Source organism: Salipiger abyssi (genome assembly GCF_001975705.1).
In the GTDB taxonomy this organism is placed as follows: Bacteria; Pseudomonadota; Alphaproteobacteria; order Rhodobacterales; family Rhodobacteraceae; genus Salipiger; species Salipiger abyssi.
In genome coordinates, this window is sequence record NZ_CP015093.1 from 21,644 (window position 1) to 37,927 (window position 16,284).

Annotated in this window: 22 protein-coding genes; 5 read left to right on the top strand and 17 right to left on the bottom strand. The window is 63.7% G+C overall.

Translation table 11 applies throughout. The features are described 5' to 3' along the window. Positions 1-17 precede the first annotated feature (17 nt). The 15 genes from Ga0080574_RS03640 to Ga0080574_RS03710 form a co-directional block, all read right to left on the bottom strand. A complete protein-coding gene (locus Ga0080574_RS03640; RefSeq protein ID WP_076695256.1) occupies positions 18-1,772 on the bottom strand; it encodes a relaxase/mobilization nuclease domain-containing protein in 1,755 nt (584 codons plus the stop codon). A gap of 243 nt (positions 1,773-2,015) precedes the next feature. Further along, positions 2,016-2,780 (bottom strand): lytic transglycosylase domain-containing protein, encoded by a 765-nt coding sequence (locus Ga0080574_RS03645; RefSeq protein ID WP_076695258.1) that lies wholly within the window; start codon positions 2,778-2,780, stop codon positions 2,016-2,018. A gap of 2 nt (positions 2,781-2,782) precedes the next feature. Further along, positions 2,783-3,118, bottom strand: coding sequence for a DUF736 domain-containing protein (locus Ga0080574_RS03650; RefSeq protein WP_076695260.1), 336 nt, complete (start codon positions 3,116-3,118; stop codon positions 2,783-2,785). A 66-nt stretch (positions 3,119-3,184) separates the two neighbouring features. Beyond that, positions 3,185-3,727, bottom strand: coding sequence for a S26 family signal peptidase (locus tag Ga0080574_RS03655; protein ID WP_076695262.1), 543 nt, complete (start codon positions 3,725-3,727; stop codon positions 3,185-3,187). Then, positions 3,724-4,245, bottom strand: a complete 522-nt coding sequence (locus Ga0080574_RS03660; protein WP_076695264.1) for a DUF2840 domain-containing protein — start codon at positions 4,243-4,245, stop codon at positions 3,724-3,726. Before Ga0080574_RS03660 ends, Ga0080574_RS03655 begins: the two co-directional genes overlap by 4 nt. Continuing rightward, entirely contained in the window at positions 4,242-4,496 is a 255-nt protein-coding gene (locus Ga0080574_RS03665; RefSeq protein WP_076695266.1) for a ribbon-helix-helix protein, read from the bottom strand. Before Ga0080574_RS03665 ends, Ga0080574_RS03660 begins: the two co-directional genes overlap by 4 nt. Continuing rightward, on the bottom strand, positions 4,493-5,146 hold the full coding sequence (gene parA / locus Ga0080574_RS03670) for a ParA family partition ATPase (RefSeq protein WP_076695268.1): 654 nt from the start codon (positions 5,144-5,146) through the stop codon (positions 4,493-4,495). The genes Ga0080574_RS03665 and parA overlap by 4 nt, the downstream gene beginning before the upstream one ends. Further along, positions 5,143-6,318, bottom strand: coding sequence for a replication initiator protein A (locus tag Ga0080574_RS03675; RefSeq protein ID WP_076695270.1), 1,176 nt, complete (start codon positions 6,316-6,318; stop codon positions 5,143-5,145). The genes parA and Ga0080574_RS03675 overlap by 4 nt, the downstream gene beginning before the upstream one ends. A 17-nt stretch (positions 6,319-6,335) precedes the next feature. Beyond that, positions 6,336-6,617 carry a helix-turn-helix transcriptional regulator gene (locus Ga0080574_RS03680; RefSeq protein ID WP_009573772.1) on the bottom strand — a complete coding sequence of 94 codons (282 nt, stop codon included), beginning with the start codon at positions 6,615-6,617 and terminating at the stop codon, positions 6,336-6,338. A 137-nt stretch (positions 6,618-6,754) separates the two neighbouring features. Beyond that, a complete protein-coding gene (locus tag Ga0080574_RS03685; protein WP_076695272.1) occupies positions 6,755-7,264 on the bottom strand; it encodes a DUF2285 domain-containing protein in 510 nt (169 codons plus the stop codon). After that, on the bottom strand, positions 7,242-7,529 hold the full coding sequence (locus Ga0080574_RS26900) for a transcriptional regulator domain-containing protein (protein WP_076695274.1): 288 nt from the start codon (positions 7,527-7,529) through the stop codon (positions 7,242-7,244). Before Ga0080574_RS26900 ends, Ga0080574_RS03685 begins: the two co-directional genes overlap by 23 nt. 108 nt (positions 7,530-7,637) lie before the next feature. Then, positions 7,638-7,907 carry a DNA -binding domain-containing protein gene (locus tag Ga0080574_RS03695; RefSeq protein ID WP_076695276.1) on the bottom strand — a complete coding sequence of 90 codons (270 nt, stop codon included), beginning with the start codon at positions 7,905-7,907 and terminating at the stop codon, positions 7,638-7,640. Positions 7,908-8,006: 99 nt separating this feature from the next. Beyond that, on the bottom strand, positions 8,007-8,255 hold the full coding sequence (locus tag Ga0080574_RS03700; protein WP_076695278.1) for a helix-turn-helix domain-containing protein: 249 nt from the start codon (positions 8,253-8,255) through the stop codon (positions 8,007-8,009). Between the two features lie 195 nt (positions 8,256-8,450). Next, positions 8,451-8,774 carry a DUF736 domain-containing protein gene (locus tag Ga0080574_RS03705; RefSeq protein ID WP_011747836.1) on the bottom strand — a complete coding sequence of 108 codons (324 nt, stop codon included), beginning with the start codon at positions 8,772-8,774 and terminating at the stop codon, positions 8,451-8,453. Positions 8,775-9,328: 554 nt separating this feature from the next. Then, positions 9,329-9,817: a hypothetical protein gene (locus Ga0080574_RS03710; RefSeq protein ID WP_237219315.1), complete on the bottom strand. Its 489-nt coding sequence runs from the start codon at positions 9,815-9,817 to the stop codon at positions 9,329-9,331. Positions 9,818-9,972: 155 nt separating this feature from the next. Here Ga0080574_RS03710 and Ga0080574_RS03715 point away from each other — a divergent pair, with 155 nt between their 5' ends. From Ga0080574_RS03715 to Ga0080574_RS03725, 3 genes are all read left to right on the top strand, one after another. Further along, positions 9,973-10,464: a 2'-5' RNA ligase family protein gene (locus Ga0080574_RS03715; protein ID WP_380659298.1), complete on the top strand. Its 492-nt coding sequence runs from the start codon at positions 9,973-9,975 to the stop codon at positions 10,462-10,464. 376 nt (positions 10,465-10,840) lie between these two features. Next, positions 10,841-12,070: a hypothetical protein gene (locus tag Ga0080574_RS03720; protein ID WP_076695282.1), complete on the top strand. Its 1,230-nt coding sequence runs from the start codon at positions 10,841-10,843 to the stop codon at positions 12,068-12,070. Between the two features lie 395 nt (positions 12,071-12,465). Further along, positions 12,466-13,029 carry a GIY-YIG nuclease family protein gene (locus Ga0080574_RS03725; RefSeq protein WP_076695284.1) on the top strand — a complete coding sequence of 188 codons (564 nt, stop codon included), beginning with the start codon at positions 12,466-12,468 and terminating at the stop codon, positions 13,027-13,029. Positions 13,030-13,087: 58 nt separating this feature from the next. On the opposite strand, the gene Ga0080574_RS25765 is transcribed toward Ga0080574_RS03725, so the two are convergent. After that, a complete protein-coding gene (locus tag Ga0080574_RS25765; RefSeq protein ID WP_156876258.1) occupies positions 13,088-13,270 on the bottom strand; it encodes a hypothetical protein in 183 nt (60 codons plus the stop codon). 180 nt (positions 13,271-13,450) lie between these two features. Between Ga0080574_RS25765 and Ga0080574_RS03730 the strand changes: the two genes are divergently transcribed. Together Ga0080574_RS03730 and Ga0080574_RS03735 are read left to right on the top strand one after the other, a co-directional pair. Then, on the top strand, positions 13,451-14,323 hold the full coding sequence (locus Ga0080574_RS03730) for a tyrosine-type recombinase/integrase (protein ID WP_076695252.1): 873 nt from the start codon (positions 13,451-13,453) through the stop codon (positions 14,321-14,323). 12 nt (positions 14,324-14,335) lie between these two features. Continuing rightward, entirely contained in the window at positions 14,336-15,538 is a 1,203-nt protein-coding gene (locus Ga0080574_RS03735) for an IS91 family transposase (protein ID WP_076695286.1), read from the top strand. Between the two features lie 378 nt (positions 15,539-15,916). On the opposite strand, the gene Ga0080574_RS03740 is transcribed toward Ga0080574_RS03735, so the two are convergent. Beyond that, a complete protein-coding gene (locus Ga0080574_RS03740; RefSeq protein WP_007803330.1) occupies positions 15,917-16,267 on the bottom strand; it encodes an ArsR/SmtB family transcription factor in 351 nt (116 codons plus the stop codon). Positions 16,268-16,284: the final 17 nt, after the last annotated feature.

Sequence of the window (16,284 nt, forward strand, 5' to 3'; positions counted from 1 at the left end):
CCTTTCCGGTGTGTTGATCAAAGGCCAAGACCGCGCTTGCGGCCAAAGTCCCAGTCCACTCCGCTGTCCCCGCGCGCGACGCCGGTGACATCCCGGCCGAGGTGCTTTTCGAGAGACGGAGACCAGGGCACCAACTGGAAGCCGAGCGCGCCGTCAGCTCCAAAGCCCTCGATCATGGCAAAACGGCCCGAAGCCAGCACGAGACGCTGGCGATAGATGCCGCTGACGTAGTCACCCGGATCAGCCTTGTTGAACGGCAAACCGGTTTGCCCCGAGAGCTGCGCGCCAACCGCCTGCAGCTCGCGGTCGCGCAAGGTTCCGAGCAGGCGCCGGGCAAAGACCACCCTGCCGTCCCGCCGCTCTCCTAGCCCTTCCGTGACCAGGTGCTCGGCCCGGGCTTCCAGGGCCTCCCGGACCTCGGCACCGAAGCCCTGGTCCGACAAGGCGAGCGGGGCGCGCGCGATTGCCTGCCGGTCGAGCCAGGTGGCCCCGGACGCGGTGACCTGAGTAGCAAGTTCCAGGTCGGACCGAGGTGCCAGTGCGACACGACGCTGGCCGCGCGCATCGTCATAGGTGCGGAGTTCCACGATAGAGCCGGGGGCGCTGTCGCCGGCGGCGTCGAGATGGGGCAGACGGATATGGTGGCTCCGGCCATCGACACCATCGACGACGGCATAGGCTGTCCCCTTCAGCTCGTCATTGAGGCCCCGCTGGACCAGACAACCGATGACAGGAACATCGAGGCTCTCTGCGGCAAGGACGAAACTCGAGGACCCGCGCTCGATCCCGCGTTCCGTCAGCGCCCGATGCATCCGCTTGATGATGTCGCCACGCTCCCCCATCTCCCGCAGGACTGCCTCTGCATCATCCCTGATGTGCCATTGCGACTGTCCGATCTGGTCGGCGACGCCGAGCACTTCCAGCCGGCGCAACCGCCCGACCTTCAGCGCGTGAAACGCATCCGGCTGCCGATCCGCATCCGGCGCCATGTCGAGGATGCGGGAACGCCCGGCATCCCGGAGCAACTGACGATCGAGCTGCGTCCAGCGCTCGGCCCCGATCTGACGTTCAAGCGTGCGGCGGATGTCGAGATCGCTGCGTGGGCCCAGTTCCCGGGTGATGAGATCCCGTGCCCTATCGCGCATCCCCTCCTTGATGTAGTCCCGCGAGATCACGAGATCCTGGCCGTCGTCGCGCATGCCGCGAACGATCAGATGGACATGCGGATGGGCGGTGTTCCAGTGATCGACGCCGACCCAGTCAAGAGATGTGCCGAAATCCTGCTCCATCCGCCCGACGAGATCGCGGGTGAAGGATTGCAGGTCGGACATGTCCGGCGCGTCGTCGGGCGAGACGATGAAGCGGAAATGATGACGGTCATCGCGACACCGCTCGGCGAAAACCCGGCCATCGGCATCCTCCGTTTCCGGACCGAAGAGCCTGGCCGTCTCCCCGTCCCGGCTCACGCCGTCGCGGCGCAGGTAATCGAGGTGAGATCCGAGAGGCGCGGATTTCCCGCTGTGCCGCACCACACGCGCCTTGACCACCGCGCCGCGCGTGCGGGCGGTGATGAGGCGGTTGGCCTGAATACTGGCACGCTGACCGCGCCCGAAGCGGGACCGATTGCCCGAGGTGACGCGCCCGGCCCGCGAGACGCCACCGCCGGCCTTTTTCGCGGCAGCCAGAGCTTGTGCGATGAAGGGCCGGGCCTGCTGCGCCCGGGTAGAGCGGATACGCCCCGGGCGGATGCGGAACTCGCGATCATCGGGCATATGAAATCCCCGCACAGTGCGAAACAACGCAAAAGATCAGAGTGTTAGGCACATCTCGCACGGTGCAGGCACGCGCCACACGGTGCGGAGCGCGGCAAAAACATGAACAAAAACAACCGCCCAACCGCCGCGCACCGTGCGCCCTTTTATCCTGCCATCCTTCGGTCGTGGTGCCCGCCACCACCGCCTGCCCCCTCAAAAGCACGCCAGAGTACGTCGGAATGCGAAGTGTGATCTCCCGGGTCATGGCCGGGCCTCAGCAGTCTCTCGCCGGACGAAGAGCCCCTCGGGCTGCGGGGTGAGGCCCGCCTGAGGTACCGCCGGGACGGGGGGAGAAGCGCCGCCGACGGTCCGGTGAGGCGACACAGGATCGGTCGCAGAGGTCCCGTCTTCGCGGCTGATGAAGATTGCCGCCTCACGCCAATCGAGCGGCTGGGCTGCAGCAACAGTGCCGTCCGATGGCTGCTCGCCTAGCAACACAGGCGCAAGCGCAGCGACATAGGCGCGCGTCTCGGCCGGCAACGGACGATCCGCTAGGCGGTATTCGTCGTAGCGGGCGGGACCGGCGTTATAGGCCGCCAGCATCGCCGCGACATTGCCATAGCGGTCCCACATCTCGCGCAGATAGGCCGTGCCCGCGAGGATGTTGTCACGCGGATCGAAGGGATCATGGCCGAGACCATGACGGATGCGCAGCCCGGCCCAGGTGTCGGGCATGACCTGCATCAGCCCCATCGCACCGGCCGACGACAGCGCGCGCACATCACCCGCGCTTTCCGCCCGCATCACGGCCATGATCCATGTCGTCGGAATGCCGAAGCGCTGCGATGCCTCGGTGACCTGGGCGGCGTAGGGATGCACGGCAATTGCGTGATCGGGCGCATCGGTTTGCGCCAGAAGCGGCTGGGTGGCGGTGACCGGAAGGAAGAGGCCGGAAAGAAGAAGGAGGAGCATGCGGCGGCGGGCGCCGCATCTCCCCGAAGCGGGACGGGTGCAGGACATTGTCATTTTCAGTCCTGCTCATCGCGCTTCTTCGGGCGGGTCCAGTGCAGCCCCCATGCCCTGCCCTCCTCATCCGACTGGAACAGGCGGGCGCGGATCGGATGCTGGAAAACCGGGTCATCAAGCAGGATCGAAACGAACGCTCCTGCGGTTTCGCCGGTGTGTTTCCAGCCCGCGCCAATCTCCGGACCATCCTCGTCACCGAGGTGGATGCGATAAGCGGGAGCTTTCTCGGAATCGACATTGTCGGTGGGAACAAAGGTCAGTTCCAGGTCGAGCGAGAGCGTGCGAAGCTGTCCGGAATAGCCGGATGGGGTGCGTGTGAATTGACCGATCTGTGGCATTGGAGGCTCCTTCCTCATGCGGTGAATGGGAGGCGGGTCGCTTGCGCGCCCGCGATGGACGCGCCGTCACCGATCCGGCGCCCGCCAGACGAGGCGGCCATCGCCACCCTCATCGGTGAACAGTGGACTGGCCCGGCCGATCACTGCCGAGGCGGGGAACGAGCCGAAGTAGCGGCCATCGAAGCTGTCAGAGACCGCCGGGTTCATCAGGAAGACCTCGCCCTCTACGATGGTGCGGCAGCCCTGCCAGACGGGAAGATCGCGGCCCTGGCTGTCGCGCTCTCGCGCCTCCCCCAGGTGTCTGCCATCGACGGTGATCGCGGCGCCGTCACGGCAGACCCGTTGTCCCGGCAGCCCGATGACGTGTTTCAGGATCGGCACATCGCGACCGACATAGCCGCGCGCGACCATGAAACCTGCAAAGGGTTCAGGCGGCATGACCACGACCAGATCTGGCACCGCGAGCCGGTCCACCGGCGCGATGGTGTAAAAACCGATCGGCACGCTGGCCGAGGCGTTCCAGACCAGCCGTGGCGCAGTCGGAATGCTGCCGGCGATGACGGCGGCGAGCGCCGCGACCGTCACCATGGTGTAGCGGGCACGGGTCATTTTCCGATCTCCCGACGCCGGAGCCATGCGGCATGGCGTTCCGCCGTATAGGGTCGCGGCGCTTCGCCCGCCTTCATCCAGTGCCCGACATGACGCCAGTGGTCGGGATCGACCTCGGCAGGGTCGATGCCAAGACCCTCGGTCGCATCGACATGACGCAGAACCTCTTCGACCTTGGGCCAACCTTCGATCTTCAATAAAATCTCGCCACCGGGGCGTACGAAGGGCAGCGTCTGGTAGGAGTTGCCAGCCGCGATCGCGCGAACAATGTCGATGCGCGAGACAACGGTGCCGTAGTCATTCGCCGCCCAACGGACGAAGCCAAACACGGCGCCGGGACGGAAGAAGACGATGCGGCGGCTGCGGTCGAGGATCTGTTCCCCGGCTGCCTGACCGAACCGGATCCAGAACTCGATCCGCTTCTCCACCCAGGTCAGTTCAACGCGCGTGAGCTCGCCGCGGGAATGGGCGTCTAAAGGTCCGTCTCCGGTCACGCCAAGGATCACAAAGCCGGTCATTGAGGTTCTCCTTCGGGTTCCGGATATTCGCGCCCGAGCAACTCGCGCAGCATGTCAGCGACAGTGACGCCGCGGCTGAAAGCTGCGACCTTGATGCGACCGCGCAGGTCCGGGGTGACGTCGATGGTGAGCCGGGCCGTGTAGGTCGCCGCCGCGCGACCGCGTGCGGATGGCGCCTCGCCAGCCTTGATCCAGGTCTCGGCATCGACTGGCTGCGCGGCGAAACCAGGCTTGTCATTGCGCCCGCTCATACCGCCACCTTCCCAAGACCGAGGCGCCCGATCTCAGACGTCAGCGCCGCGATCTCTCGGGCAGCATGCGATTGACGGTCGATGTCACTGGCGAGGCGACCGGTTTGCGCCGCATCTGCAAAGACGACGCGCTGACCAATCGTGCTGGCAAGCACAGGAGGATTGTGATCCGCCAGCGCCTCGGCGGTGTCCCGGGCGATGACGGTGCGCGCGCCGCAGCGGTTGAGCAGGAAGCGGGCGACAAGTTCCGGCCGATAAATGCGGGCCTCCCCAAGGAGGGACAGCATCTCGGCAGAGGCCCAGCCATCGAATGGCGAGGGCTGTACCGGGATCAGCACCAGATCGGCGGAGAGCAGCGCTGAGCGCATGAGCCCCGCAACACGCGGTGGGCCATCAATAACGACATGATCGACTGTGCGGGCAAGTTCGGGGACTTCGCGGTGCAGGGTGTCACGGGCCAGGCCGAGGGTGCCGAAGAGCCGCGGCAGACCTTCGCGGGCGCGTTGCTGCGACCAGTCCAGGGCGGAGCCTTGCGGGTCGGCATCGATCAGGGTGACACGCTTGCCCTGTATCGCCAATTCACCAGCAATATGGAGCGCCAGCGTCGTCTTGCCGACGCCACCCTTCTGATTGAGCAGAGCGATGATCATTCGCCACCTCCCGGAAATTCGAGAGGAAGGCGGGGCGTATCTGGATGATCGGAGGCTGCTGCGACGCCCTGATCGGAAGCCGTTCGCGGCACCGATGGGGCGACGGCTGCCTTCGTCTTGCCAGCCTGGCTCAGGCTTTTTGCGGTGGCACGGATGAGGTTTTCCACATCAGGCGCGCGCTCTTCAAAGTTAGACTCTTTGTTAGACTCTAAGTTAAGGGCGCGATTTTCGCTTTTGCCGCCGTGCGTTACCCCCTGTTTGGGTTCCTGATAGCACGAGCCTTCGGTTCCTGATGGCACGATAGTCCGGGTTCCCGATAGCACGAGCCCATTCACAGGTTTTCCACAGCCCGGAGTAGGCTCGAAAGCCAGCAGCTTGCGGCCACCAACCTCAGTCTCGAGAAAGAGCGTGTAGCCCGGCAGCGGCTGCCGCCGGATGATGTCGCGAAGCTCGAAGGCGAAACGCTTGAAGGGGGACAGCGCCCCGGACTTCTGGTGAAGATGATGGAAGTCGAAACGCCAACCGTCCCGTTGCCTGCCACCATGCTTGCGCACCAGGCGATAGAGCCAACGGTCGAGCCCGCCGGTCAGGTCGAAATACGCCCGATCAATGGTGAGGACGAGCGCATTGTCGAGCACGGCCTGGTAGAACCAGTCGGGCACGATCAGCTCGATGCCGTCCGGGCGCCCCTCCCTGTCGCTGCGCTCCTGCCATTCGTTGATCCAGGAAAAGCGATGGCGACGCCCTTCCGCCGGCTGCCGGATCGAGGTGGAGATCGTCGTCGACTGCAGACGATCCAGCGCCGCCTTCAGGCGCTGATAGTCCCGCGCACTGGTTCCGCGACCGACATAGGTGAGGATCTCGTAAGGGGTGGCGGCCATCAGCCGGGAGGTGCGCAGCCCCGCGTCACGCGCCTCGACGATCTGGCTCGCCGCCCAGATCAGGATGTCGGCATCCCAGATTGTGGCCATACCGTGATCGGGAACCGCCTCGACCCGGATGCTGACGCTACCAGCGGCAAAGTCGATCGGTGCGACCCGTTTGGATTTGGCGAGGGAGAAAAAGGGATAGGCCATGAGGTCTTGCGCATCTCTTGGGGCGAAATCCCCGGGCAGCGCGCGGAACAGATCGAGCTGTCCACGCTCGGAACGGGGTCTGCGTCCATCGGTCATGAAAGTGTCGCCCCAGGTCAGCGCACGAAGCGACCGGGCTGCGGGAGGTTCGGGAGCGTGTGGCGTTTCGCCGGCAGCACCTGCCCGCGCGGGTCGGAAGTCGAGGTGACAGCGCCGCGTCCGACCCAGGCCTGCAGGTCCTCGATCGCATAGACCACGCGTCCGCCCAGCTTGTGGTAGGCGGGACCGGTGCCATAGGTCCGGTGCTTCTCCAGCGTCCGAGCCGACAGGCTCAGGAACTGGGCGGCTTCCTTGGTGCGCAGATAGCGCGGGGGAAGTTCGGTTGAGATAGCGGACATCGGGCGTCTCCCTACTGTGTGTGACCAGTGCCGCGAAACAGCGGCTGATGACGGTCACGATGGCGAAGCGCGTCCGGTCAGATGCAGTGGGAAGGTAGCAGGGGTAAATCCGCACACCGCGACGCGGGATCGCCGACCTAGAGGCGGCGCTGATGGCGAAGGAGCTTGCGATAGCCACCGGCGATCAGGTCACGCCCCTCGCGAAGGAGGCTGGAGACGGCAAAGCGAGCTGAGGAGACCTGCCATTCATCGCGGTCCAGTTGACCGGTACGGAACAGGACCTCGGCGATCTGCTTCTGGGTCGCGCCGTCGAAGGCGGCGTCGGAGGCCTGGAGGACCCGCCGCAGGCGTGCTTTCTGCTGCGCGGTCAGACGGGTGTCGCGGGGGATTGATCGACGGCGGTGCTGGTCCGCGAGGAGCCGCTGGATCGCCTCGATGCGATCGAGACCCTCAGGGCCGAGAGGAACTGTGGCCACAAGCCGACCACGGTCTTTAAGGGGAGCGACGAGATGCAGGTATGTCCCGTCCGGCAGCCTGTGGCGCAGGTGCTTACCAATGGGGGATGCCCTGCCCTTCGGGGCGACTATCTCACCGCCGGGGGCGTCTGTCTCTTCAGAAAATACCTCAGGAGCGACCGCGAGGATCACAGCGCTGGTATCGATTTCGGGGCGCCAGAATATCTCTGCGACAGTCGCGCTCAGACCGGGCCGTATCGGGAAAGCACAGACCCCATCGACGGCCGACCTGATCCCTCAGGTCAGCCCTCTCAGGTGGTCCCCCTGCAAGTTCTGCATAGTCATCTTGATATTCGGGATTGCGGCGCAGGCATTCCCAGCCGAGTTCCGGCGCGGCCAGATCATCGAGATAGTCATAGGCCGCTTGGTCACGCCAATTCGAGCGGTCGGGTTGCATGGCATCGCCTCTCCCCTGGGTTGAAATCCCCCAAAAGGATTCCAACAGATCAATCACTTGGGAAGCCCGCCCCAAGGCATCAGGTGATGCGCGGGACGCATCACCTTCTCAGTTGTTTTGCCCCGCCGCCAATTGCCGATACCCCACCGAACTCAGCCAGCGCGCGCGTCCAAGATGGGCGTCGTGGACCAGGCGCGCCCGCTCCGGCTCTTTCTGCGTATCGAGCCCCAGGATGATCTGCGCGGCCTCCTGCCAGCTCGCGCCTTCGCCTGCAGCATCGAGCAAACGCATATACTGCTTCATGTGACGACGGTCATACTCCGTCACCACGTCCCCCTGCGGCGGCACATCCTGCAAGCTGCTGATCGTCACGCGCATCCCCACTGCGGCTTCTGTACAATCCTAGCACAGAAGGTTGACGTTTTCGTGAGCACGGCAATAGCGCAATTCCGTTCACCACAAAACCTGCCGGAATAGTCAGATCTTAGCGACGGCCTTCGCCTGCACATGCATCACTCCAATCCCCTGGTCGGAGTTCAGGAGCAGAATGCCATTCGCTTCAAAAGCCCGTCGAACCTGATCGCGCGTGGTCTCGTAGACCTCGAGCCCGCTTTCGGACTCAAGGCGCTTGAGCGCGGTCAAAGATACCCGGGCCTCATCCGCAAGCTGCTCCTGTGTCCAACCAAGAAGCGCCCGCGCGGCCCGTGATTGTCGGGCGGTGATCATGCAGATCACCTCCCATCCGGCTCGGCGCAAACGCCAGAACTACGACTATTATAGTCGCTCTCAGAAGAATCTCTACCGGAATTCTTCTGCGTTTCTATCGCGTTTTCGTCTTGGCACTGCCGAACGGGAAAACTGATTCGGTTGCCCGGCTTGGCGGGCAGGCCCCGGCCTGTCGGCCGGGGCCTCACGGCGCCGCTACTCGCTGCGGCGACCGTTGGGGCGGGACCAGATCAGCGCGTAGCTCTCGCCGTCCTCCTCATCGAAGAGATTGGCGTAGATCGGGGCGGTGAAACTCGGATCGTCGAGCTTGAGGCCCAGATAGTCGCGGCCCTCGCCCGAGCGCTTGGACCAGGCGGCGCCGATCTCGGCGCGGCCGACGAGGACCCGGTGGCTGGGGGCGTTCTCGCCGGTGGCGCGGGTGTCGGGGACGATGCGCACGCCCTTGGCCTGAACGCTGAGGGTGACGATTTCGCCGGTGAATTCGTTGCCGGTCTTTTTGAAGGTGCCGATGGTCGCCATTTTAAGTCTCCGTTTTCCGTTTCCGGGTCCGCACCATTGCGGCCCGATGGCGATCGACGGGCCGGAGACGACCGGCGGCGCACCCCCGGCGTGCCGGGGGCCGGACAGCACAGGTAGAACTTTCTTGTTTCGCGCGGAATGGGCGCAGCCCAGGGGAAGAAAGTTATGGCGGCGCTGTTGCGCCAAGCCGGTCGAGGCACATCCGGTCTTCGGCCAGATCAGGCCATTGAAAGGGCCGTATGGAGCGGACATGGACGGGTCAGAACGGAGACGCTGGCGATCGCGGATGCCCGTCAAGCTGACCGGCTTTTCACCGGCGGATTGGCTCACCCGCGACAGGCCATGCGCGCCACTCTCCATGCGCCTCGGCCGGCGTGTCCCGCCCGATCACAGGTGCGGTTTGCCGCTCGAACGGTCCGCCCCCTCCACCGCACGGCCACGGGCCGCGACGCGAGCCTCATGCCGATCCGCACACCGCTCCATACCGGCATCCTGACGATCGGGATGGCATTCCAGCGCTGATCCGGTCCCGCCTCATCGGATCGTTGGCAGTGTCAGGCGCCGGCGGCCGATCCGTCCGAAGAGTCGGCGGCCATGCCGGCAATGCGGAGAAAGGCGGAAACGCCAACGGCGCCAGCGCCGATGACGGCGAAGATCATCTGCCATGTCTCCGAGGGCATCATGGTCCTGGTGATCCCGAGGGTCGCGTAGAACCCAGCCAAGACTGCGGGTACGACGAAGATCAGCGCGATGACAAAGCGCGCCCAGAGCGGCCGGACGAGCATGATTAGCGCCTGGCCGATGGCCAGCGTCAGGCCGGCGGCGAAGCCACCGACGAGGATTGCACCGAGCCAGCCTGCGCCGGTTCCATAGGCCCAGATGCCGGTATGAAGTCCGACGAGGAACGGCAGGGCGAAGACGGCAAGGTTGAACAGCAACCAGCACATGGCCGCAATGGCGGCAAAAGATGCAAGGATTCCGAGAACGAACATGGTGGTGTCTCCCGTTTGACGTGGAACGGTCGCGCCTGCCACCACCACCATGGCGCAACCTGAAAGTTAGCAGAATTCTTATCTTTGGCGAGACACAAGGTGACCCGCCCCCCCCTGAGGGAACCAGCCGATCGTTGACCCGTGGTGCAGATTTTCCCACTGTGTCGTGATGATTTACGTCTTGGCATATCCACAGTTTGAACCGAGTGTCGTCGAACGCATTCATCGGTTTCGGACCGAGAACGAGCCGGCCAGAGCCGAGCTCGTCCCCCCCACACGTAACTCTCGTGTTCGGGCTGATGAACATTCTCCCTCATGAGTTCCAGGAACGCTGCGAGGCGGTGGCCAGCAGGTCATCGCAGTTTGAGGTGTCTTTCGTTTCTGAAGATATTACACACGATCCCTTTGAAAAGACACATAAACTGCTACTCGTCAGCTCGACCGGAAGTTCCCAGTTGGCGGCACTGCATGACCAGCTCTACGAAGGTGTTCAGAGGGCGGAGCGAAAGGACGATATTCCCTACCGTCCACACATGACGGTCGCGACGAACCCTGATCGAACGATTATCGAGCGTTTAGAGACGTCTTCCCTCGGAGGCTTCCCGCTTTTAGGAACCCTACGGGCCCTGGAGGTCGCTAAGCTTGAAAACGGGGGACTGCACCACCTCCGCACCATCCCATTCGGAAAGTCGGGCTAGGGTTCGAAGGCGGCCTGCGGAAGCGCGGCAGGTGGTCGTGCTTGATCCGCGCCGCGCCCCTTCACTTCCGGCCCAGACCTGCCGTTTAGTCCTTGGCCGATCGCCGCGGTGCAGCTTCACCAGACCGGCCATTCATCCATCGTGCAGCATTTTCGGAGGGTAAAGGTCAGCAGTGCGGACAAAGTGGCCGTTCGGTCAGTCGCCGGTCGGGCCGGAACGATTCGCCTTGGGTTGAGGGTCTCGTTGAACACGGTACGAGCCGACGCCGGAATGTAGGGATCGAACGATTGCCTGATGCAAGCCAAACGACGCGCCTCGGGTCGCCAGCGGAGATCGTTATCGTATAGTCTGCGAAGGACCGAACTGGGAGGTCCTCATGTCTGAGGTGGAAAGCCGGAAATCGCTTGTCGACGAACCCTCCGGGCAAAGCGGTGCGAGGCGCGGTTCGCAACAGAAGACACCTGATACGGCCACGACAGTGCTCGGTCTGCTCCCCGCGCCGGAACTTCCCGAAAAGGTAGCCGCGCACCTGGCTCAGATATTGCCCGGCCTGCTCCGCAGTGAAGTCGGTGAAAGTAGCGATTGGGATATAGAAGTCGTCTGCGATCCATTGACGGGAGGAATGGGCGATCCCGCTGAAATCCTCGAAGAAGCCGAAAAACGCAAGCACCAGCACGGCTGGGATTTCGTGATCAGCATCACCGATCTGCCGATCCTCCGTCAGGACCATGTCGTGGTCGCCGACGCCGTTCTGAACAAGGGCGTCGGCACTATTTCGTTGCCGGCCACTGGCGGAATACTCATGCACCGTCGGACCGAACGCGCCGCCGTCTACGTGCTCAAGGAGCTCGTGTCCGGGACCCCGAGGTCAGACAATCGAGCTGGTGGCGCTCCGAAGCGGAGCCAACCCCGCAAGCACGTGACGTGGCGCACCGGTCGATGGCCGTTGTTGCGATACTTGGCGCCCATACGCCGCATCGTACCGCATGATCCGCAGGTGGCCGTCGATGTCCGATTCGTTGCTGCGCCGAGGTTGCACGCTTGGCTGCGCCTGCTGGAGGGAATGGTGAGGGCGAACCAGCCCTGGACCATCTTTCCAGCCTTCAAGAGCGTGGTGGCCGTGGCTTTCGCCACCGGCGCATACGGGCTGATCTTCCCGACGCTCTGGCAACTGAGTGACACGTATGGACCGATCCGTTTGGTCGCTCTGATGGCGACCTCGATGGCGGCCATGGTGTTCTGGCTGATCATCGCACACGACCTGTGGGAGAAGCAGCGGGCGGGTGGCTCGCCCATGTTGATGAGGCTGTATAACGCGGCTACGGTGCTCACGCTTGGTGTCGCCGTTGTTTTCTATTATAACGTGCTTCTGGCGCTGTTCGTGATCGCGGTGGTCTTGTTCGTACCCCCTGATCTGCTCGAATCCCGATTGGGCCATCCCATAGCGATGCTCGACTACGTGAAGCTGGCTTGGCTTGCGACGTCCGTAGCAACGATCGCGGGCGCGCTTGGCTCGGGGTTGGAAAGTGACGAAACGGTCCGCAACGCAACCTATGGCTACCGTCAGCTTCAGCGTAGAAAAGCTGCGCGGGAAGAAACCGCGTAGTTCTCTGATGCCGTTGAACGCACCCCGACAAGTAACGCTCTCATCATACTCTCATTCCAGCGCTCAGCTTCAAAGTTCATGTTAACCTCGCGTGCCCTATGATGGTCGAGCAATGTCGCGAGAGGGCTCGAAGCAGACTTGCGGCGGCGTAGCAAGCCCCACGCCCTGGCGCGCCAGGTCTGTGAGCGGCTTCGTCCCTGGGCTCTAAGCCGTCCTGCATCGGCGCGGCGCGGGCAATCCCTTGGTCGCTCTTGGCGCGACGTTAATTTCGGCTTTGAGAGGTCCTCCGAACCATGGCTTCGTCCAGGAAAGTCTCGCCATGGCGAGACTTTTTGCGCATCCCGACGCGCCCACCGCTATATCCAAGTCATCGCCCATAAAGGAGAGACTTGCCCATGATGCCCCCGACCGCTGCCCTGGAGGCCCTCACCACTGCCCCGCTCATCCGCCTTGAAAACGTGCCGCGCAATGTCCCTGGCCTTTACCTGCTGCATGATCATGAGCAGGTCCCGCGCTACGTCGGCAAGACGATGAACCTGCGGCACCGGGTCTGGAGTAACCACTGTGCCGGGGATGAGAACAGCCACAAGTTCGTGGCGGCCTACAATGCCGGCCGTCTTTGGCACAGCAGGAAGAATGCCCTGAGCGACGCGGGGGACGGCATGGTCGCCAAGGAGTTGCGGAAACTCCTGGCGCGGGAATTTTGCCGCGCCCGCGTCCTGCCTCTGCCGGCGATCAGCGAATACGACCTTGGTGTCCTGGAGGACAGGGTTCGGGCCATTGCGCCCGAACCGATGAATGACTGGAACGATATCAAGCAGATCCCGACCATGGAGCCCGTGGAGCTGGTCGACAGGCTCCTGGATCAAATCGGCTGGACCGCGGATCAGCGCGCCAAACTCGATCGCCAGGCCGCCCGGTGGGCAACCTGGAAGACCGGGGAACGCGCAGCCGCATGAGGCAGCTCGGACTGGGCGTGCGCCGATCTGCCCCGGGCTTACCCGGGGCGGATGCCTGTCAGGTGAGGACCAGATCGACCGCGTTCTCGCGTCCGTCCCGGCCGAACTGCGGGCTCGAACCGGTCATGCAGCGCTGCGGCTGGGCGCACACAGATCCCCAAGGTGCGCTGTCAATCCCGGCCCAGACCTGCCGTTCAGTCCTTGGCCGATCGCCGCGGTGCAGCTTCACCAGACCGGCCATTCATCCCTCGTGCAGCATTTTCGGAGGGTAAAGTTCAGCAGTGCGGACAAGGACGAAACCGCTCTCGCGGTAGGGGCGCCTGCGGCGAGTGTAGCGAGCTGATTGGGGCGCCGTGATTTGGTGGATGGCTGCGCCTGTCGGACAATTGGGACCTTCTCAATCTGATGACAGGAGGTTCCAATGACGGACCAGCATGTTCCCGCCCTGCGGCGGCGCTTTCTTGAGGATATGCGGATCAAGGGGCTGATGCCCAAGACGCAGACGATGTACCTGCGGGCGATGCGCGAGTTCACCCGGTTCCTGGGGCATTCGCCCGATACGGCGACGCCGGAGGAGCTACGGGCTTTCCAACTGGACATGAAAGAGCGCGGCATCGGTGCGCCGACCTTCAACAACCGGCTGACGGTGCTGAGCTTCTTCTTCGCGACGACCTGTCCGCGTGCGGAGATGAAGAGGCACATGCGCTATCAGCGGGCGGCGAAGAAGATCCCCGTGGTGCTCAGCGCCGGGGAGGTTACGCGCATTCTCGAAGCCGCCCCGGGGCCCGGGCTCAGGTATCGAGCCGCCTTCAGTGTGGCCTATGGTGGTGGCCTGCGGGCGAACGAAGTCACCCATCTGAAGGTCGGCGATATCGATAGCGGCCGGATGCTGATCCGTGTCGACCAGGGCAAAGGCCGCAAGGATCGCCATGTGATGCTTTCGCCCAGCCTGCTTGCGCTCTTGCGCGCTTATTACCGCGAAGCGCGGCCCGCAGGCTGGCTATTCCCCGGCCGCAATCGGATCGATCCGATCTCGACACGGCAGTTCAATCGGGCGTTCGGGGTGGCCTGCGATTTCGCGGAGATCAAGAAGAAGGTCTCGCCCCATACCCTGCGGCACAGCTTCGCGACGCATCTGCTGGAGAGTGGGACCGACATTCGGGTGATCCAGGTGCTGCTCGGCCACGCCAAGCTGGAGACCACGACGATCTACACCAAGGTGGCGACCAAGACGATCCGGGATGTGACCAGTCCGCTCGATCTGCTGGTGCGACGGGAGGCCGGAGCCGGATAAACGCCGACCCCGATGGCCCGCCCCAGACTGGAGGTGGCGGATATCTTCCGCGCTCATGGTGCTGCTTACCGTCGTGACAATGCTGGCCACCTGAACCTGCCGCAGTTGAAGGTGATGTCGGCGATCGAGAACTGCCGGACCGCCGCCCTTGGCGGGCATGTCGCGGCGTGTACCAAATGCGGCCACGAGCACGTTGCGTACAACTCGTGCCGCAATCGGCATTGCCCGAAATGCCAGGGCGTCGCGGCGCGGGATTGGATGGCCGCCCGGATGGAAGACCTACTGCCCGTCGAGTATTTCCACGTGGTCTTCACCCTGCCAACTCCGATCGCGGACATCGCCTATCAGAACAAGTCAGCGGTCTATGGCCTTCTGTTCAAGGCGTCGGCTCAGACCCTGCTAACCATCGCCGCCGATCCCAAGCATCTGGGCGCGCGGATCGGTATGACCAGCGTGCTGCACACATGGGGCTCGGCGATGACCCATCATCCCCATGTCCACGTCATCGTTGCGGGTGGCGGGCTGTCGCCAGACGGCACCCGGTGGGCCGCCTGTCGTCCCGGGTTCTTCCTACCGGTGAAGGTCCTGTCGAGGCTGTTCCGACGCCTGTTCCTCGAAGGGCTATTGATGCTGCACCAAGCTGGCAAGCTGGCGTTCTTTGGCAATCTGTCGGAACTGGCCGACCCCGACACATTTGCGGCTCATCTCGTGCCGCTGCGCAAGGCCAACTGGGTCGTCTACGCAAAGCCCCCCTTCGGCGGCCCGGCGGCGGTACTGGCTTATCTGAGCCGATACACCCACCGCGTCGCGATCTCAAATCATCGCCTTGTCAGCGCGGACGCCGGCACCGTGGCCTTCCGCTGGAAAGACTACCGCATCAAGCGCGGTGACAGAATGAAGCTCATGCGCCTGCCCGTGGCAGAGTTCATTCGCCGGTTCCTCATCCATGTCCTGCCATCCGGCTTCCACCGTATCCGCCACTCAGGCTTCCTCGCCAACGGCATACGCCGCGACAGGATCGAGAAGATCAGGCGTCTGATCGATACGGGTCGAGAGCCAGATCAGACGACCGGGGAGGACGGCCGTACCGACCCGGATGAGCACGACCTGTGCCGGGCATGCCCCAGATGCGGTGGCGTGATGCGCATCGTCGAAACCTTCGCCCGCGGCCAGCCCCCGAAGTCCCGCGCGCCGCCGTGGGAGGATGCCGCATGATCCAACCGTCACAACCGGCCCTGCAATCCAGAGACGTCGGCCTCGTCAGCATGCCCAATCGCCGAAAATCTGCATCACGACAGGCCGATGACCGCAAAGCCAGACATCAATCCCCGACCTCGAAGCGTGAAAATCGACAGGCCCGCGCTCCTCAACGTCAATGGGGCCGCAGTTCAGGGCATCCACGGCCCGGACCTGAGCCACAATCCCCATAGCACCGAAATCTGCCCGCGCTTTCCTCCTTGTCAGATTTATCGCCGCTGGATGGCAAGCATCCAGCAGCCACAAACCTTAGACAAAGGGTGCATTCGCTGCGGATGCGCAGATGGCTGCTTCAGGTTTGGCGCACCGATAGGACATTGCAGCAGGTCGCGCCGGTTAGTCCGTATAGCTTTGGCAGGCATCAACTCCGTTGGCTGTCGAGGCAAGTAGCTGATCTGCATCACGGATGAGATCGGCGACCCGCCTGTCCGCCAGACGATACCGAACGAAGCGGCCTTTGCTGCGGCGACTGACCAGCCCGCATTCCAGCAGACAGCGCAGATGGTTCGAGACGTTGGGCTGACCCAAACCCGTATGCCCGACGATTTCCTGCACGTTGCGTTCGTCCGACACCAGCGCATCGAGGATCGTCAGACGGCTGGGATCGCTTAGGCCCCGGAAGAGCTTTGCCCGCAGTTCCAGTGTATCGGGTGCCGAAAGATCGTCTTGAATGTTTTGCGCTGTCATATCATTATCCACTGATA

Bases quoted from the DNA above. Each gene is read 5' to 3' on its own strand.
- Ga0080574_RS03665 (WP_076695266.1), bottom strand. From the start codon at position 4,496: ATGAGCGGGCGCAATGACAAGCCTGGTTTCGCCGCGCAGCCAGTCGAT.
- Ga0080574_RS03640 (WP_076695256.1), bottom strand. From the start codon at position 1,772: ATGCCCGATGATCGCGAGTTCCGCATCCGCCCGGGGCGTATCCGCTCT.
- Ga0080574_RS25765 (WP_156876258.1), bottom strand. From the start codon at position 13,270: ATGGCCGGTCTGGTGAAGCTGCACCGCGGCGATCGGCCAAGGACTGAA.
- Ga0080574_RS03725 (WP_076695284.1), top strand. From the start codon at position 12,466: ATGATGCCCCCGACCGCTGCCCTGGAGGCCCTCACCACTGCCCCGCTC.
- Ga0080574_RS03710 (WP_237219315.1), bottom strand. From the start codon at position 9,817: ATGGTGGTGGTGGCAGGCGCGACCGTTCCACGTCAAACGGGAGACACC.
- Ga0080574_RS03660 (WP_076695264.1), bottom strand. From the start codon at position 4,245: ATGACCGGCTTTGTGATCCTTGGCGTGACCGGAGACGGACCTTTAGAC.
- Ga0080574_RS26900 (WP_076695274.1), bottom strand. From the start codon at position 7,529: ATGCAACCCGACCGCTCGAATTGGCGTGACCAAGCGGCCTATGACTAT.
- Ga0080574_RS03695 (WP_076695276.1), bottom strand. From the start codon at position 7,907: ATGCGCGTGACGATCAGCAGCTTGCAGGATGTGCCGCCGCAGGGGGAC.
- Ga0080574_RS03650 (WP_076695260.1), bottom strand. From the start codon at position 3,118: ATGCCACAGATCGGTCAATTCACACGCACCCCATCCGGCTATTCCGGA.
- Ga0080574_RS03675 (WP_076695270.1), bottom strand. From the start codon at position 6,318: ATGACCGATGGACGCAGACCCCGTTCCGAGCGTGGACAGCTCGATCTG.
- Ga0080574_RS03655 (WP_076695262.1), bottom strand. From the start codon at position 3,727: ATGACCCGTGCCCGCTACACCATGGTGACGGTCGCGGCGCTCGCCGCC.
- parA (WP_076695268.1), bottom strand. From the start codon at position 5,146: ATGATCATCGCTCTGCTCAATCAGAAGGGTGGCGTCGGCAAGACGACG.
- Ga0080574_RS03700 (WP_076695278.1), bottom strand. From the start codon at position 8,255: ATGATCACCGCCCGACAATCACGGGCCGCGCGGGCGCTTCTTGGTTGG.
- Ga0080574_RS03740 (WP_007803330.1), bottom strand. From the start codon at position 16,267: ATGACAGCGCAAAACATTCAAGACGATCTTTCGGCACCCGATACACTG.
- Ga0080574_RS03730 (WP_076695252.1), top strand. From the start codon at position 13,451: ATGACGGACCAGCATGTTCCCGCCCTGCGGCGGCGCTTTCTTGAGGAT.
- Ga0080574_RS03680 (WP_009573772.1), bottom strand. From the start codon at position 6,617: ATGTCCGCTATCTCAACCGAACTTCCCCCGCGCTATCTGCGCACCAAG.
- Ga0080574_RS03645 (WP_076695258.1), bottom strand. From the start codon at position 2,780: ATGACAATGTCCTGCACCCGTCCCGCTTCGGGGAGATGCGGCGCCCGC.
- Ga0080574_RS03705 (WP_011747836.1), bottom strand. From the start codon at position 8,774: ATGGCGACCATCGGCACCTTCAAAAAGACCGGCAACGAATTCACCGGC.
- Ga0080574_RS03720 (WP_076695282.1), top strand. From the start codon at position 10,841: ATGTCTGAGGTGGAAAGCCGGAAATCGCTTGTCGACGAACCCTCCGGG.
- Ga0080574_RS03735 (WP_076695286.1), top strand. From the start codon at position 14,336: ATGGCCCGCCCCAGACTGGAGGTGGCGGATATCTTCCGCGCTCATGGT.